The sequence below is a fragment of the Chitinolyticbacter meiyuanensis genome (assembly GCF_008033135.1).
GTDB lineage: Bacteria > Pseudomonadota > Gammaproteobacteria > Burkholderiales > Chitinibacteraceae > Chitinolyticbacter > Chitinolyticbacter meiyuanensis.
Genome location: NZ_CP041335.1, coordinates 695,427 through 709,519 on the forward strand (window position 1 = coordinate 695,427; position 14,093 = coordinate 709,519).

The following is a 14,093-nucleotide window of genomic DNA, read 5'->3' on the forward strand; positions in this document are numbered from 1 at the left end:
CCTCAAGCAACCGGCGCGGGTTGGCGCGCAGCCGGCACGATATCGTTGGCGATCACCTCGCCGAACGGGCCGGTCAGGTTCTGCTTCTGCGGCGGCGGCACATGATCGAGCGGCAGCAGCGGGAACAGCAGCTCGGCCACGCGATACGATTCCTCCAGGTGCGGGTAGCCCGAGAGAATGAAGGTCTCGATGCCGAGCGCGTGGTATTCCTTTACCAGCGCCGCCACTTCCTCGGCGCTGCCGACCAGGGCCGTGCCCGCGCCACCGCGCACCAAGCCGACGCCAGCCCACAGGTTGGGGTGGATTTCGAGTTGGTCACGGCGGCCGCCGTGCAGCTCGGCCATGCGGCGCTGGCCTTCCGAATCGAAGCGTGCGAAGGCCTTCTGCGCGGCGGCGATGGTGTCGTCGGTTACGTACTGGATCAGCGCGTCGGCCGCCTTCCACGCTTCCTCGCTGGTTTCGCGCACGATGATGTGCAGGCGGATGCCGAACTTCACCGTGCGGCCCTGCGCCGCGGCGAGTTCGCGCACTTCGCGGATCTTCTCGGCGACAGCGGCCGGTGGCTCGCCCCAGGTGAGGTAGACGTCGACCTGCTCGGCAGCCAGCGCCTTGGCAGGCTCGGACGAACCGCCAAACCACAGTGGCGGATATGGCTGCTGCACCGGCGGGAACAGCGTCTTGGCGTTCTTCACCGTGAGGTGCTTGCCTTCGAAATCGACAGCCTCACCGGAGAGCACGCCGCGCCAGATGCGCAGGAACTCGTCGGTCACTTCATAGCGCTCGGCGTGGGTGAGGAAGCTGCCGTCGCCGTGCTGCTCGTCCGGGTCGCCGCCGGTCACCACGTTGATTAGCAGGCGGCCGTTCGAGATGCGATCGAGCGTGGCGGCCTGGCGGGCCGAGACCGTGGGCGAAATGATGCCGGGGCGGATCGCCACCAGGAACTTCAGCCGTTCGGTCAACGGCGCGAGCGAGGCGGCCACTACCCAGGAATCCTCGCAAGAGCGGCCGGTGGGAATCAGCACGCCCTCGAAACCAAGGCGGTCGGCTGCCTGGGCGATCTGCGCGAGATAGCGGTGATCGACGGTGCGGGCACCATGCTGGGTACCGAGGTAGCGGCCGTCGCCGTGGGTGGGGAGGAACCAGAACAGTTTCATGATCGTTATCCTTGTTCGCCATACACAAAACCGAAGCTGGCGGCGTTGTACTCGCTTGCCGTACGACTTGTACTGTCTACGACCGAAGGAAGTCCGGTTTATCGCAATACAGGACGCTTCGTACGCCTTGCCAGCACCGCTGCGCTGGGTTTTGCGTGTGGCTATTGATGTGGTTCGCTTTGAGGTGATCCGCTTGCTAGCGATAAGTCGCCGGGGGAAGCGGAGCGGATCACGGTTGCCAGACGATGTCCTTCACGGCGACCGGCTTCGGGATGAGCTTGAGCTCGGCGAAGCGGTCGGCGATGCGTTGTTGTTCGGCCACCACCTGCGGCGTGAGCCAGGTGACCTTGAAGCTGGGGCGGCGCTCGATCACCCGTTCGAAGGTGGGCACATCAAGGCCGACGGAGCGGGACAGCACCTGCGCCGCCTCGGCCGGCTGCTTTTCCAGGAAGTCGTCGTTGTCGGTCAGCGCGTCGAACACGATCTGCAGCAACTTGGTTTCCTTGCTCGCGAACGGTCGCGCGGCGAGATAGAACGACTGGTTGGCCGACAGGCCTTCGCCCGTGGTCAGCACGCGTGGCTTCACCGTTTTCTCGGCGGCGGCGTAGAACGGATCCCAGATCGCCCAGGCGTCAATCGAGCCGCGCTCGAACGCGGCGCGCGCCTCGGCCGGGGTCAGGTAGGCGGGCTGGATGTCTTCCCACTTGAGACCGGCCTTGTCGAGCGCACGCACCAAGAGGTAATGCGCGCTCGATCCCTTTTGCAGTGCCACACGCTTGCCCTTGAGCTCGGCGAGCTTCTTGATCGGCGAATCGCTCGGCACCAGGATGGCCGAGGCCTGTGGCTTGGGCGGCTCGAAGCCGACGTAGACCAGTGGCGAGCCGGCGGACTGGGCGAAGATCGGCGGGGTATCGCCGGTCATGCCCACGTCGACCGAACCGGCGGCCAGCGCCTCCAGCAATTGCGGGCCGGCGGCGAACTCGTGCCACTTCACCGTGTGGCCGCCCTCGGCCAGTCGCTTTTCCAGGATGCCCCGGCTTTTCAGCACGATCAGGTTGAGCGAGCTTTTCTGGTAGCCGATGCGTACTTCGGTGGCATGGGCACTGGCAGCGACGAGCGCGACGGCCAGCAAGGGAGCGAGGAGGCGCTTCATGGCGTGATCCTTATTTCTGCGAGACCAGCGCGTCCTTCACCTTGATCGGCTTCGGGATCAGCTTGAGCTCATGGAACACGTCGGCGATCTTCTGCTGGGCGTCGGCCACCTTGGCGGTTACCGGCACCACGCCGTAGCTGTAGCGGGCAACGGCCAGCTGCACGATGTCGGTCGGCAGGCCCAACAGCGGCGCGATTTCCTTCACCACTTCGGCCTGGTTCTTTGCGGCCCACTCGTCGGTCTTGTCGAGCTCGTCGAGCACGGCGGCCAGCACCTTGGGGTTCTTCTCGGCAAAGGGGCGGGCGGCGAGGAAGAACTGGTGGTTGGCAACGAGGCCCTTGCCATCGCGCAGCGTGCGGGCACCCAGCTGCTTCTCGGCGGCGGCGAGGAACGGGTCCCAGATCACCCAGGCGTCGACCGAACCGCGCTCGAACGCGGCGCGTGCGTCAGCCGGCGGCAGGTAGACGGGGGTGATGTCGGTCCACTTGAGGCCGGCTTCCTCCAGCGCCTTCACCAAGAGGTAATGCACGTTGGAGCCCTTGTTCAGCACCACCTTCTTGCCCTTGAGCTCCTTCACCGACTTGATCGGCGAATCCTTGGGGATGACGATGGCTTCGGAGATCGGTGCCGGCGGCTCGTTGCCGACATAGACCAGGTTGGCGCCGGCGGCTTGGGCGAAGATGGGCGGCGCTTCGCCGGTGGTGCCGAAATCGATGGCGCCCACGTTGAGGCCTTCCAGCAATTGCGGGCCGGCGGGGAATTCCACCCAGCGTACGGTGAAGCCCAGCGGCTTCAGGCGGGTTTCCAGCGTGCCGCGTGCCTTGAGCACGGTCAGCGTGCCGTATTTCTGGAAGCCGACGCGCAGTTCTTCTGCGGCGGCGCCGGTGGCAACGCTGATCGCGGCGGCAAGCAGCAGGGGTTTGATCAGTCGGGACAACATGGGCAGGGCTCCTCGGTCTTGGTATGGCGGGTCAGATGCTGATGCGCGCCGCGGCCACCTGCCGCGACAGCGCTTCCGGATGCAGCTCGACGCTGCCCGGGTTCGGTAGATGGGCGATCAGGCGGCCGATGGCGTGGTGCAGCCGGGTGTCGATGTCCTCGCCCACCTGGTAGCTGCCGTCTTCCTGCGGCGTGAAATCGCGGTCGGTGGCGTAGACGCCGCCGACGATGTGGCGGGCTTTCAAGGCGGAGAGCACCGGTTGCAGCGCGTAGTCGACTGCCAGCAGGTGGCCGGGGCTGCCGCCGGTGGCCAGCGCCAGTGCCGCTTTCTGTTCCAGCGCGCGCTCGGGCAGGAGGTCGAGCACGGCCTTGACCGCACCGCCGTAGGCCGCCTTGTAGACCGGCGTGGCGACGACGAGGCCGTCGGCCGCGGCCAGCGTTTCATTGAAGCGGCGCACCGCTGGGCTGTCCCAGCGCGCATAGATCAGGTCGTCGCTGGGGAAGTCGGTCAGCGCGAACGACTGCGTTTCTACGCCGTAGCTGGCGAGCAGGGCACTGGCGCGATGCAGCAGCGTGCTGGAGCGGGAGCGCTGGCTGGGGCTGCCGGCAAGCAGGACGACACGAGTCATGGACATACACTCCGGCGCGCACGGCGCAATGAAATCACCGGAGCCAATATAAAGACCCGTCTTTATTGCTGAAAATACTTTGTAATTTGATTGATATAACAACTTGCCGCTATTGAAACCCGCAGTGCTGATTTTTGCGCAACTCCTTGGGCGATGTCGGCAGTTGCTTGACGACCATGTCCGGCCAGAGGCGCTTGCATTTAATAATCATGTTTATAATAATCTCGGCTATGAAAACACCGGATTTCTCCCGCCGCTTCGGCTTTATCGTCAACGACGTGGCACGGCTCTATGGCCGGCGCTTCGATCAGCTTGCCCGTGCGCAGCTCGGCGTATCGCGGGCGCAATGCCGGGTGATGGGGGCGCTGCATCTGGAGCCGGGGCTGTCGCAGGCGCAGCTGGCACAGCGGCTCGACCTGACTGCAATGGCGGTGGCGCGCATCACCGACCGGATGGAAGCGGCCGGCTGGCTGCGGCGTGAACCCAGTGCGGCGGATCGGCGGGTGAACCTGCTCTACCTCAACCCGCCGGCCGAAGCGGCGTTGCAGCGCGCGATGGCAATCGGCGATGCGATGCAGCAGGAGGCACTGGCCGGCCTTGATGCCGCCGAACAGGCGCAATTGCTCGATCTGCTGGGCCGCGCCCGCGCCAACCTTGCCGCGCTCGATCGCGACGGACCGCTTGATCACGAAGACTGAAGCACCATGAACACCGCGCAGCATCCCACCGTCGCCCACAAGGGCATGATCACGCTGTCCATCATGCTGGCGACCATCATGCAGGCGCTGGACACCACCATCGCCAATGTGGCGCTGCCGCACATGCAAGGTGCGTTGCAGGCCTCGCAGGACCAGATCACCTGGGTGCTCACCTCGTACATCGTTGCCGCCGCCATTGCCACGCCGCTGACCGGCTGGCTATGCGGGCGCTTCGGCCGCAAGCAGGTGTTCCTGGCTGCGGTGGTCGGCTTCACGGTGGCGTCTGCGCTGTGCGGCCTCGCCGAATCGCTGACGCAGATCGTGCTGGCGCGGCTGCTGCAGGGCGTCTTCGGCGCCGCACTGGTGCCGCTGTCGCAAGCGGTGCTGCTGGACATCAACCCGCGCGAGAAGGTGGGGCAGGCGATGGCGTTGTGGGGCGCCGGCATCATGGTCGGGCCCATCATGGGGCCGATGCTGGGCGGCTGGCTGACCGAGTACTACAACTGGCGCTGGGTGTTCTACATCAACCTGCCGGTGGGGCTTTTCGCCTTCTACGGCATCTGGCGCTATCTGCCGGACAGCCGCCCGGCGCGCACCCGGCTCGATCTGTTCGGCTTTGCCACACTGAGCCTCTCGGTCGGCTTCCTGCAGCTGTTCCTCGACCGGGGCGAGCAGCTCGACTGGTTCGCCTCGACCGAGATCCGCATCGAGGCGGTCGGCGCACTGGTGTGCTTCGCCTATTTCGTGGTCCACACCTGGACCGCCGGCGCGCAATCGTTCTTCAACCGCGCGCTGCTGCGCGATCGCAACTTCGTCACCGGGCTGGTGTTCGCCTTCATTGTCGGCGTGATCCTGTACGCGACGATGGCCTTGCTGCCCTCGCTGCTGCAGGGCCTGCTCGGCTATCCGGTGATCGATACCGGCCTCATCACCGCACCGTCCGGCGTGGGCACCATGATCGCGATGGTGCTGGTCGGCCGGCTGATCCATCGCTTCGACATCCGCGCCATCATGGCGCTGGGCTTTGCGCTGACCGCGTTCTCGCTGTGGCAGATGTCGACGATGACGCTGGAGATGGGCGAGAGCCTCATCGTCTGGTCCGGCTTCATCCGGGGTCTTGGCATCGGCTTCGTGTTCGTGCCGCTGTCCACTGCCACCTTCGCCACGCTGCCGGCGCAGCTACGCAACGAAGGCACCCCCATATACAGCCTGCTGCGCAATCTCGGCAGCAGCGTCGGCATCTCCATCGTGCAGGCGCTGCTGATCCAGGGCACCGGCCGTGCCCACGCCCACCTGGCCGAGCAGGTGAACCCCGCCAACCCGGCCGTACAGCAGCTGCCGGCACTGCTCGATCCGCACACGCCCCTTGGCGTTGCGCTGCTCAATGGCGAGGTGGACCGCCAGGCCGCCATGATCGGCTACCTCGACGATTTCCACCTGATGATGTGGGTCACGCTGGCGGCGATGCCGTTGCTGCTGCTGATCCGTACGCCTGGCCGGCAGCCGGCGCAGGCCAAGGATGATGCCGTGGCGCACGCGGTGCTGGAGTAGACCGGCCCCGGCTGGAGCCTAGGCGGCCAGCGAGAGCGGCAGTGGCTCCTCGCGCAACTGCTCGCGTGCCAGCCGGCGCAGCCATTGCCGCCCCAGCGGCCACGGCCCGTGGCCGGAATCGACGTTGATATGGCCAACGCCGCGTAGCATCACCAGCCGGCTGCCCCAGGTATCGGCAAGCTGGCTGGCGCGCTCGGCACTGCACGCCTCGTCGTTGTCGCTGGCGATCAGCACCGACGGGAAATCGAGCCGGCGATGCGGCAGCGGCAAAAAGCCGCGGAATTCCACCGGCGCATGCGGCCGCGCCACATCGGCCGGCGCTACCAGCAAGGCGGCGACCACCGGGTGATGGCCGCCGGCGAGTGCCGCCCAGTGCGCAACGGTGACGCAACCGAGGCTGTGGGCAATGAGCAGCGTCGGTGCCGTCGATTCGGCGATCTTGTGTCGCAGCGCCACCACCCAGTCGGCTGCATGCGGGTGCTCCCAGTCCGCCTGCACCAGCCGCTCGCTGCCCGGATAGCGGCGGTGCCAGCGGCTTTGCCAGTGGGTGGGGCCGGAATCGCGCCAGCCCGGCACGATCAGGACCCGACCGCCTTCAGCAATGAATTGTTCGACGCTGTCCATCTGTCTCTCCCTGGTTCGATGTCCGCCGTCAATGGCGATAGCCGGGCTCGCCCAGCAGAAAGCCCTGCAGCGCGTCCACACCGGCATCGCGGGCGATGGCGAGCTCAGTGGCGGTTTCCACGCCCTCGGCCACGATGCGTGCGCCGGTATCGCGCAGTAGCGCCACCAGCTGGCGATAGCCGCGCGCTGCCTTGTCGTCGCGACCGGCAAGGCGCAGCAGCTCGCGGTCTAGCTTCACGTAGTCCGGCGCGGTGGCCCACAGCCGGTCGAAATTGGCATGGCCGTGGCCGAAATCGTCGAGCGCGATGCGATAGCCGCGGCTGCGGAAATTGGCCACGGCCCGGGTCAGCGCCTCGGGCTCGGCCGCGGTCACGTCGCTCTCCAGGAGCTCCAGCACCACGTCGGCAGGCTTGAAGCCCTGGCTTTCCAGAATGCGTTCGAAGTAGGCGCCATGCGCCTCCACGGCCGGCAACAGCTCGGGGTGCACGTTGAGGAACAGCGTGCGGTTGGGGCGGGCGTAGGCGGCGAAATTGATCAGGTGCAGCGTGCGGCACAGCCGGTCGAACCCCACCAGCACGTCGCTCGCGCGCGCGGCGGAGAACGCGGTTGGCGGCGCCAGCGACTTGCGCCTGAGGCTGGCACGCAGCAGCGCCTCCTCGCCCAGCACCGTGCGGCCGTCCGGCGCGAAGATGGGCTGGAACGCCGACGCCAGCCGCATGCCGAGTGCCTCGGTCACCACGCCTTCGATGGCGTCGATGCTGAACTGGCTGCGGGGCCAGTCGCGGCGGATTTCGGGCGGGACCGGGAAGGTCGGCGGACGCAGGGTATCGTTCATGGCAATGGCGGTGACAAAAAAGCCAGGTCAGGGCCCATTGTTGCGGGGACCCCAAGCCTGGCCTGAGTCGTGCTCCAGGAGGAAAGGCGATTACAGGTTCGGTTGCGGCGTCAGGCGCAGGTAGGGGCGCACGGCGCGGTAGCCCTTGGGGAAGCGCTGGGCGATCTCGGCCTCGTCGGTGAGCGAGGGCACGATCACCACGTCGTCGCCGTGTTCCCAGTCGGCGGGCGTGGCCACCTTGTGGTATTCGGTGAGCTGCAGCGAATCGATCACGCGCAGGATCTCGTTGAAGTTGCGGCCGGTGCTGGCCGGGTAGGTCAGCGTCAGGCGGATCTTCCTGGCCGGATCGATGATGAACACCGAGCGCACGGTGGCGGTGGTCGAGGCGTTCGGATGGATCAGGTCATAGAGTTCCGACACCTTGCGGTCCGCGTCCGCCAGGATGGGGAAGTTCACCGTGGTCTCTTGCGTGTCGTTGATGTCGGCGATCCACTTCAGGTGCGATTCGACCGGATCGACGCTGATCGCCAGCGCCTTCACGTTGCGCTTGGCGAATTCGTCCTTCAGCTTGGCGGTCTTGCCGAGCTCGGTGGTGCACACCGGGGTGAAATCGGCCGGGTGCGAGAACAGCACCACCCAGTGATCGCCGGCCCACTCGTGGAACCGGATCTCCCCTTCGGAAGATTGCTGGGTGAAGTCGGGGGCGATGTCGCCTAAACGCAAGGTCATGTCGATACTCCTGAGGATGATGCCGCGATCGCGTGAACTCGCAGCGGTAGTCAGCGAACGGTCCGAATCGAGCGAGCGATCCGGGGATCGGATGGCTTGCTCGCCCCGGCGGTTAGGAGGACGCACCGCAGCGACCGGAGTGGACTGGCTGTCCATGAGGATCGCGAGGAGCGCCCGACAACGCAGCCGGGGATGAGCAATCCATACGATTTATTTGGCGTTGGCGGCCTGGATCTGGTCGAACACGCCCCCATCACTGAAGTGGGTCTTCTGCGCCTTGCCCCAGCCACCGAACAGGTCGTCGATGTCGAACAGCTTCACGTTCGGGAACTGTTTGGCGTACTTGGCATAGATGGCCTTGTCGATCGGGCGGTAGTAGTTCTTCGCGGCGATTTCCTGGCCTTCCGGCGAGTACAGGTACTTCAGGTATTCCTCGGCCACCTTGCGGGTGCCCTTCTTGTCGACCACCTTGTCGACCACGGCGACCGGCGGTTCGGCCTTGATCGACAGCGACGGTGCAACGATGTCGAACTTGTCCGGACCGAATTCCTTGACCGACAGCACGGCTTCGTTTTCCCAGGCCAGCAGCACGTCGCCCTGGCCGCGTTGGGTGAAGGTCACCGTCGAGCCGCGGGCACCGGTATCCAGGACCGGTACGTTCTTGAAGATCTTCTGCACGAACTCACGCGCCTTGGCGTCGTTGCCGCCCGGCTGCTTCAGCGCATAGCCCCACGCCGCCAGGTAGTTCCAGCGCGCACCGCCGCTGGTCTTCGGGTTCGGGGTGATCACCTTCACGTCCGCACGGATCAGGTCGTTCCAGTCCTTGATGTTCTTCGGATTGCCCTTGCGCACCAGGAACACGATGGTCGAGGTATAGGGGCTGGCGTTGTCCGGCAGCTTCTTCTGCCAGTCGGGCGTGAGCAGCTTGCCCTTCTCGTTCAGCTCGTCGATGTCGTAGGCCAATGCCAGCGTCACCACGTCGGCTTCCAGACCATCCAGCACCGAGCGGGCCTGCTTGCCCGAGCCGCCGTGCGACTGGCGGACGGTGACGTCGTCACCGGTCTTCTTCTTCCAGTAGGCGGAGAAGGCTTTGTTGTAATCCTGATAGAGCTCGCGGGTCGGATCGTACGACACGTTCAGGAGTTCGACCGAGGCGGCCCAGCCGCTGGCGGCGGTCAAGGCAAGAGTGACGGCGAGGACGGTTTTGCGCAGCGACATGTTTTTGCTCCCTGGGGTGTTTGATGCGAACGGGAGCCAGTGTGGCAGCGCGGCCTATATTCTGTGAAATACCAATATTTTGTTTTTTTATGAATTTTGGAAATAAACGATCGTGTCGCGGTCCAGCGTCACATGGCAGGCCAGTCGCGGCGTGTCCGCGCGATCCGGCTGGACCAGTGGTGCATCCACCGGTAGCGCGCCACGTCGCGCCAGGACGTTGCGTTCCATCGCCGTCAAAACCATGCCATCAGGATTTATTTCCGCATGGGAAAGGAATACCAAGCAGGTGCCGCAGGTGCCCTGGGCGCAACGCCAAGGCAGGTCCAGATGGCCATTACGGCTTTGCTCGCGCACCACATCGATCAGTCGCTGGCCGGCGCGCACGTCCGTTTGTAAGATTTCTTCGCCGTCGCGAACAAATTTAAGGTGGATCATGGATGCACATGACGGGGTGCTTGGCATAGGCTTATAGCGTCATCTTGCGCGGGCGGTGCGTTCCATGATCAAGAAGATTCCAGCCACGGCACTCCGGATCGGCATGTTCGTCCACGACCTCAATGCCGGCTGGATGTCGCATCCCTTCGTGCTCTCGCAATTCAAGGTGACCACGGGCGACGAGATTGCCAAGGTGATCGGCGCCGGCATCCGCGAGCTCTACATCGATACCGCGCGCGGGCTGGATGTGGAAGGGGCGCCGGTGCAGGCCGAGGTGGATGCGCACATCATGGATGAAATGGTGGCCGCCGTGCAAAAGCCGGCACCCGCGCGCGTCGATGCCGCGGCCGAGCTCGGCCGGGCTGGGCGGATCAAGCAGCAGGCCACCAGCGTGGTGCGTGCGATGATGCACGATGCGCGGCTCGGGCGCGCCATCGAGATCGCGCAGGCCGAGGCGGTGGTCGAGACCATCAACGAATCGGTGTTGCGCAACGGCGGCGCGCTGATCGGCCTCTTGGGCATCAAGAACAAGGATGAATACACCTTCCTGCATTCGGTCAGCGTCTGCGCGCTGATGGTGGCGTTTGCCCGGGCGCAGGGCTTCGACGACGAGACGGTGCGCATCGCGGGTCTGGGCGCCCTGCTGCACGACACCGGCAAGATGATGGTGCCCGAGTCCATCCTCAACAAACCGGGCCGCTATACCGACGACGAGTTCGCCATCATGAAGCGCCATCCCGAGGAGGGCTGGAAGCTGCTGCAGGCGATGCCGGGGCTGGAGGAGATGGTGCTCGACATCGCGCTGCATCACCACGAGCGCGTCGACGGCACCGGCTATCCGCACGGCCTCAAGGGTGAAGCGATCGCGCTGACCACGCAGATGTCGTCCATCGTCGATGTCTATGACGCCATCACCTCGGATCGCTGCTACCACCGCGGCATGCCGGCGCCGGAGGGCCTGAAGAAGCTGTGGGAGTGGAGCCGCCATCATTTCGATCCACAGCTGGTACAGGCCTTCATCCGCACGCTGGGTATCTATCCGGTGGGCAGCCTGGTGCGGCTGGAATCGGGCCGGCTCGCCATCGTGATCGAGCAGAACGAAGCGCAGCTGATAAGCCCCGAGGTCAAGGTGGTGTTCTCCACCCGCTCCAACGCCTATGTGCGCCCGGAGCGGCTGGAGCTGGCGCGCAGCCAGGACCGTATCGTCGGCCACGAGGATCCCCAGCAATGGGGCATCGACGTGGCGCGTTTCCTCACCGCCTAGTCGATCGCCTCCAGCACGCCGTCGCGATAGCGCACCCGCCGGCCCTGCCAGTGGACCGGCGCATCCGGCAGCACCGCCGCGGGGATTCCCAGTTCGCGCAGCAGCGTGGCGCCATGCGACAGCTTGCCGCCGCTACGGGCGATCACCGCGCGGGCTTGGCGGTACGCGTCGTACTGGCCGGGGTCCAGCGTATCGACCAGCAGGATGTCGTCACCGACCACGCCGTCGACGCTACCCGGCACGATGACGAAGCCGAACTGCTGCGCCGTGCCGCCGCTGCCGTCCTGCCAGAAGCTGCCCGATTGCGTGCGCGGCGCCGGATGCGGCGCGAACCAGTACTCGCGCTCCGTTTCCGGCATCGCGTGGTGCAGCTTGTAGAGCAGCCGCATCAGATTGTCGCGATACCACTCGCGCACCTCCGCATACCAGCCGCGCAGCCCCGGCAAGCCCAGCTTGTGCGCCACTTGCACTGCCAGCGGCCAGTGCGGGAACGGCTGCAGCGGCAGGTCGGCGCCGGGCTGGCGCGGCGTGGCCGGATCGCTCTCAAAGGGCAGACGATGCGGTGCATCGGCAAGGCCGGCGTACACCGTGCGCGGCCGGCCCAGCCAGGCACCGCCACTGCTGGCGATGGCCGGGGCAATGCACAGGTTGCCCTGTACCGTGTGCACGTAGTGGCGGGTCAGCCAGCGCGCTAGCGCCTTGCCGTCGGCACCTGAATCGATCAGCGCGTCGAGCTCGGCATCGAGCCGGCGCAAGCCCGTTTCCAGCTGCGGCAACGCGGCACGGCTGGCGTAGTGCATGGCCAGCAGTTGCGGCAGGTTGCGCAGCAAGCGCCAGGGGCGCAGCGGCAGCGCGGGCACGGCACCACCCACTTCGTCGGCGTAGCGGTGCGTCGGCAGGCCCCAGTCGGCCAGCCGGGCCAGGAACAGGTCGTTGTTGATATAGCTGGCGTCGCCAAAGCAGGCGGTGAACGGCTCGTTGTCGGCGAGCACCCGGCCATCCCAGCGTGCCCAGACCGCGGGGATGCTGGCGGCGGCGTGGCGCTGCGCCGCCTCGATCAGCCGGCTGGGCTGCGGCGGCAGGATCTCGCCGATGTTGGCGGCGGTGAGGTGGCGCCGCCACGGATAGGAGGTCACCGGCCGCGCCTGCAACAGGTGCAGCGCGCGGCCATCCCATGCCCATTCGATGTCGAGGTGGGCGTAGTGGAAGGTGCGCACCACTGCCTGCAGGAAATCCCACAGACGGGTCTCGGTCAGCCCTGCGTGCTCGCCGAAGCCAGCCTGCGCCCAGTCGCCGCCGAGGCGCGACAACACGGCGCGCTGCGGCGTCACTTCGCCATCAGCCAGCACGGCGAGGTGGCCGTCCACCCATTCGATTTCTGCGCCCAGGTGGCGGGCAAAGGCGATGCCGGACAGCACCGGTTCGACAAAGCGCTGCACCACCACGTCGCCGATGCCATCGGCCAGCAGCTCGGCGATCCGCGCCGCGACTTCCCCGGCCGGAACGCGCAGGAAGGTGCGGGTGAGGCCGGCATTGGCGTGATCGATCTGGTCCTCATGCGCGCCGGATGAGCGCACCGCCCAGCGGGCATCGGGTTGTGTAGCAAGGAAGGCGGCCAGCCTATCATCGTCGGGCGAGGCAACGGTCAAGCGAGCCGGCACTGGCAGGCCCGCGAGCTCGGCCAGCTGCAGCCGTCCGGCTTTGCCATGGGCGACGAAGCCCGTGGCGCCGCTTTCCAGCCAGTGCGCGAAGCCGGTTGCATCGTCGATCCACGGGTAGTGGCCCCAGTCGGGCTGGATGGCGACAGTAAGCGCGGCACGCGGCAGGATGGCCTCCCACGCGGCGGCCTGGTTAGCCGGGATCACGCCGTCGTGCGCACCCCACACCAACTCGATGCGATCGGTGATGTGGTCGAACAGCGTCAGCGCGGTATCGGCACGCACGATGTCCCAATAGCTGTTGAAGGCGCGGCAGGCGCGATAGCCGGCGCCCATGCGGACGATCCGCTCCTGCGACCAGTTCTGGCGCGAGAACTTGCGGCGCATCAGCCCAGGTGCATGGCCTAGCAGCAGGTGCACCAGCTGCCGTAGTGGTCGAAAGCGCATCAGCCGTGGCAGGCGGCGCTGCCACAGATACGCGCCGATCGGCGACTGGATCACCACGCGGCCGAAATGGCCCGGCTGGCGCACCAGCGCATGCAGCACCACCAGCGCGTTCACGCCGACCGCATAGATGGCGGCGCCCGGCGCGGTGCTCGCGAGCAGCACGGTGGTGAGCTCATCCAGATCACGGCACAGCCGCGCCGTGTTGCTGCCAAAGCCCGGCAGCTCGATCACCTGTGGCGTGTAGCGGCGAAAGTGCGGCAGGACGTCTTCCCACCAGGCGGCGCAGCTGCCGTTGCCGCCGAGCAGATAGAGTGCTTGGGTCATGCGTGTTCGATCCTGTGCTTGAGCGCAATCAGCCGGCGCCGGGTTTCAAACTGGAAGTAGCGCTGCAGCAATCCATCCAGCCAGCGCCAGCGCGCCGAGAGCGTATAGCGAAACTGCACTTCGGTCATGCCATCGGCTTGTGGCAGGAAGCGCCAGCTGCCGGCAAAGCTGCGCAGCAGGCCGGGGCCGGCCACCATGCGGATCGCGGCGCACTGGCCCGGCTGGAACGACACATACTCAACCAGCATGCGGCTGCCCAGCCACGAGCGCACCGCCACCCGCACACCCACCGCCGGGGCCTCGGCGCCATCCTGGTAAACCAGCGCCTTTGTGAATGGGTCCCAGCTGCGGCGCCGGCTTGAATCCTGAGTCAGCGCGAACAGCGCTTGCGGCGTGGCGTGGATGTGAGCGCGAGATTCGGCGATGGGCATGGCG

Annotated in this window: 15 protein-coding genes; 3 read left to right on the forward strand and 12 right to left on the reverse strand. The window is 66.2% G+C overall.

Features of this window, described 5'->3' with window-relative positions:
• Window positions 1-2: 2 nt before the first annotated feature.
• The 5 genes from ssuD to FLM21_RS20725 all read right to left on the reverse strand — a co-directional run bounded on the left by ssuD (window position 3) and on the right by FLM21_RS20725 (window position 4,075).
• Window positions 3-1,154, reverse strand: coding sequence for an FMNH2-dependent alkanesulfonate monooxygenase (gene ssuD, locus FLM21_RS03300; RefSeq protein ID WP_148714200.1), 1,152 nt, complete (start codon window positions 1,152-1,154; stop codon window positions 3-5).
• A gap of 229 nt (window positions 1,155-1,383) precedes the next feature.
• Window positions 1,384-2,307: a sulfonate ABC transporter substrate-binding protein gene (locus tag FLM21_RS03305; protein ID WP_148714201.1), complete on the reverse strand. Its 924-nt coding sequence runs from the start codon at window positions 2,305-2,307 to the stop codon at window positions 1,384-1,386.
• Between the two features lie 10 nt (window positions 2,308-2,317).
• On the reverse strand, window positions 2,318-3,247 hold the full coding sequence (locus FLM21_RS03310; RefSeq protein ID WP_148714202.1) for a sulfonate ABC transporter substrate-binding protein: 930 nt from the start codon (window positions 3,245-3,247) through the stop codon (window positions 2,318-2,320).
• 31 nt (window positions 3,248-3,278) lie between these two features.
• Complete coding sequence (ssuE, locus tag FLM21_RS03315) at window positions 3,279-3,875, reverse strand: NADPH-dependent FMN reductase (RefSeq protein ID WP_148714203.1); 597 nt, start codon at window positions 3,873-3,875, stop codon at window positions 3,279-3,281.
• Between the two features lie 62 nt (window positions 3,876-3,937).
• Window positions 3,938-4,075, reverse strand: a complete 138-nt coding sequence (locus FLM21_RS20725) for a hypothetical protein (RefSeq protein ID WP_187360063.1) — start codon at window positions 4,073-4,075, stop codon at window positions 3,938-3,940.
• 30 nt (window positions 4,076-4,105) lie between these two features.
• Here FLM21_RS20725 and FLM21_RS03320 point away from each other — a divergent pair, with 30 nt between their 5' ends.
• Together FLM21_RS03320 and FLM21_RS03325 are read left to right on the forward strand one after the other, a co-directional pair.
• Window positions 4,106-4,573 (forward strand): MarR family winged helix-turn-helix transcriptional regulator, encoded by a 468-nt coding sequence (locus tag FLM21_RS03320; protein WP_187360064.1) that lies wholly within the window; start codon window positions 4,106-4,108, stop codon window positions 4,571-4,573.
• Window positions 4,574-4,579: 6 nt separating this feature from the next.
• Entirely contained in the window at window positions 4,580-6,124 is a 1,545-nt protein-coding gene (locus tag FLM21_RS03325) for a DHA2 family efflux MFS transporter permease subunit (protein WP_148714205.1), read from the forward strand.
• A gap of 18 nt (window positions 6,125-6,142) precedes the next feature.
• Here FLM21_RS03325 and FLM21_RS03330 read toward each other — a convergent pair whose 3' ends face one another.
• From FLM21_RS03330 to FLM21_RS03350, 5 genes are all read right to left on the reverse strand, one after another.
• Window positions 6,143-6,748 carry an RBBP9/YdeN family alpha/beta hydrolase gene (locus FLM21_RS03330; protein ID WP_187360065.1) on the reverse strand — a complete coding sequence of 202 codons (606 nt, stop codon included), beginning with the start codon at window positions 6,746-6,748 and terminating at the stop codon, window positions 6,143-6,145.
• A 28-nt stretch (window positions 6,749-6,776) separates the two neighbouring features.
• Window positions 6,777-7,583 (reverse strand): EAL domain-containing protein, encoded by an 807-nt coding sequence (locus tag FLM21_RS03335; protein ID WP_148714207.1) that lies wholly within the window; start codon window positions 7,581-7,583, stop codon window positions 6,777-6,779.
• Between the two features lie 90 nt (window positions 7,584-7,673).
• Window positions 7,674-8,312, reverse strand: a complete 639-nt coding sequence (locus FLM21_RS03340; RefSeq protein WP_148714208.1) for a peroxiredoxin — start codon at window positions 8,310-8,312, stop codon at window positions 7,674-7,676.
• 210 nt (window positions 8,313-8,522) lie between these two features.
• The gene (locus tag FLM21_RS03345) at window positions 8,523-9,530 is read right to left on the reverse strand and encodes a sulfate ABC transporter substrate-binding protein (protein WP_148714209.1); all 1,008 of its coding nucleotides are present in this window, start codon (window positions 9,528-9,530) and stop codon (window positions 8,523-8,525) included.
• Between the two features lie 87 nt (window positions 9,531-9,617).
• Window positions 9,618-9,965: a 2Fe-2S iron-sulfur cluster-binding protein gene (locus tag FLM21_RS03350; protein WP_187360066.1), complete on the reverse strand. Its 348-nt coding sequence runs from the start codon at window positions 9,963-9,965 to the stop codon at window positions 9,618-9,620.
• 64 nt (window positions 9,966-10,029) lie between these two features.
• On the opposite strand from FLM21_RS03350, the gene FLM21_RS03355 reads away from it, so the two are divergent.
• A complete protein-coding gene (locus FLM21_RS03355) occupies window positions 10,030-11,229 on the forward strand; it encodes an HD-GYP domain-containing protein (protein ID WP_148714211.1) in 1,200 nt (399 codons plus the stop codon).
• Here FLM21_RS03355 and FLM21_RS03360 read toward each other — a convergent pair.
• Together FLM21_RS03360 and FLM21_RS03365 are read right to left on the reverse strand one after the other, a co-directional pair.
• Complete coding sequence (locus tag FLM21_RS03360) at window positions 11,226-13,658, reverse strand: PEP-utilizing enzyme (protein ID WP_148714212.1); 2,433 nt, start codon at window positions 13,656-13,658, stop codon at window positions 11,226-11,228. The genes FLM21_RS03355 and FLM21_RS03360 overlap by 4 nt on opposite strands.
• Entirely contained in the window at window positions 13,655-14,089 is a 435-nt protein-coding gene (locus tag FLM21_RS03365) for a type II toxin-antitoxin system RatA family toxin (protein ID WP_148714213.1), read from the reverse strand. Before FLM21_RS03365 ends, FLM21_RS03360 begins: the two co-directional genes overlap by 4 nt.
• Window positions 14,090-14,093 lie beyond the last annotated feature (4 nt).

Bases quoted from the DNA above. Each gene is read 5' to 3' on its own strand.
- FLM21_RS03330 (WP_187360065.1), bottom strand. From the start codon at position 6,748: ATGGACAGCGTCGAACAATTCATTGCTGAAGGCGGTCGGGTCCTGATC.
- ssuD (WP_148714200.1), bottom strand. From the start codon at position 1,154: ATGAAACTGTTCTGGTTCCTCCCCACCCACGGCGACGGCCGCTACCTC.
- FLM21_RS03365 (WP_148714213.1), bottom strand. From the start codon at position 14,089: ATGCCCATCGCCGAATCTCGCGCTCACATCCACGCCACGCCGCAAGCG.
- FLM21_RS03310 (WP_148714202.1), bottom strand. From the start codon at position 3,247: ATGTTGTCCCGACTGATCAAACCCCTGCTGCTTGCCGCCGCGATCAGC.
- FLM21_RS03355 (WP_148714211.1), top strand. From the start codon at position 10,030: ATGATCAAGAAGATTCCAGCCACGGCACTCCGGATCGGCATGTTCGTC.
- FLM21_RS03360 (WP_148714212.1), bottom strand. From the start codon at position 13,658: ATGACCCAAGCACTCTATCTGCTCGGCGGCAACGGCAGCTGCGCCGCC.
- ssuE (WP_148714203.1), bottom strand. From the start codon at position 3,875: ATGACTCGTGTCGTCCTGCTTGCCGGCAGCCCCAGCCAGCGCTCCCGC.
- FLM21_RS03340 (WP_148714208.1), bottom strand. From the start codon at position 8,312: ATGACCTTGCGTTTAGGCGACATCGCCCCCGACTTCACCCAGCAATCT.
- FLM21_RS03320 (WP_187360064.1), top strand. From the start codon at position 4,106: ATGAAAACACCGGATTTCTCCCGCCGCTTCGGCTTTATCGTCAACGAC.
- FLM21_RS03350 (WP_187360066.1), bottom strand. From the start codon at position 9,965: ATGATCCACCTTAAATTTGTTCGCGACGGCGAAGAAATCTTACAAACG.
- FLM21_RS20725 (WP_187360063.1), bottom strand. From the start codon at position 4,075: ATGCAAGCGCCTCTGGCCGGACATGGTCGTCAAGCAACTGCCGACATC.
- FLM21_RS03345 (WP_148714209.1), bottom strand. From the start codon at position 9,530: ATGTCGCTGCGCAAAACCGTCCTCGCCGTCACTCTTGCCTTGACCGCC.
- FLM21_RS03335 (WP_148714207.1), bottom strand. From the start codon at position 7,583: ATGAACGATACCCTGCGTCCGCCGACCTTCCCGGTCCCGCCCGAAATC.
- FLM21_RS03305 (WP_148714201.1), bottom strand. From the start codon at position 2,307: ATGAAGCGCCTCCTCGCTCCCTTGCTGGCCGTCGCGCTCGTCGCTGCC.
- FLM21_RS03325 (WP_148714205.1), top strand. From the start codon at position 4,580: ATGAACACCGCGCAGCATCCCACCGTCGCCCACAAGGGCATGATCACG.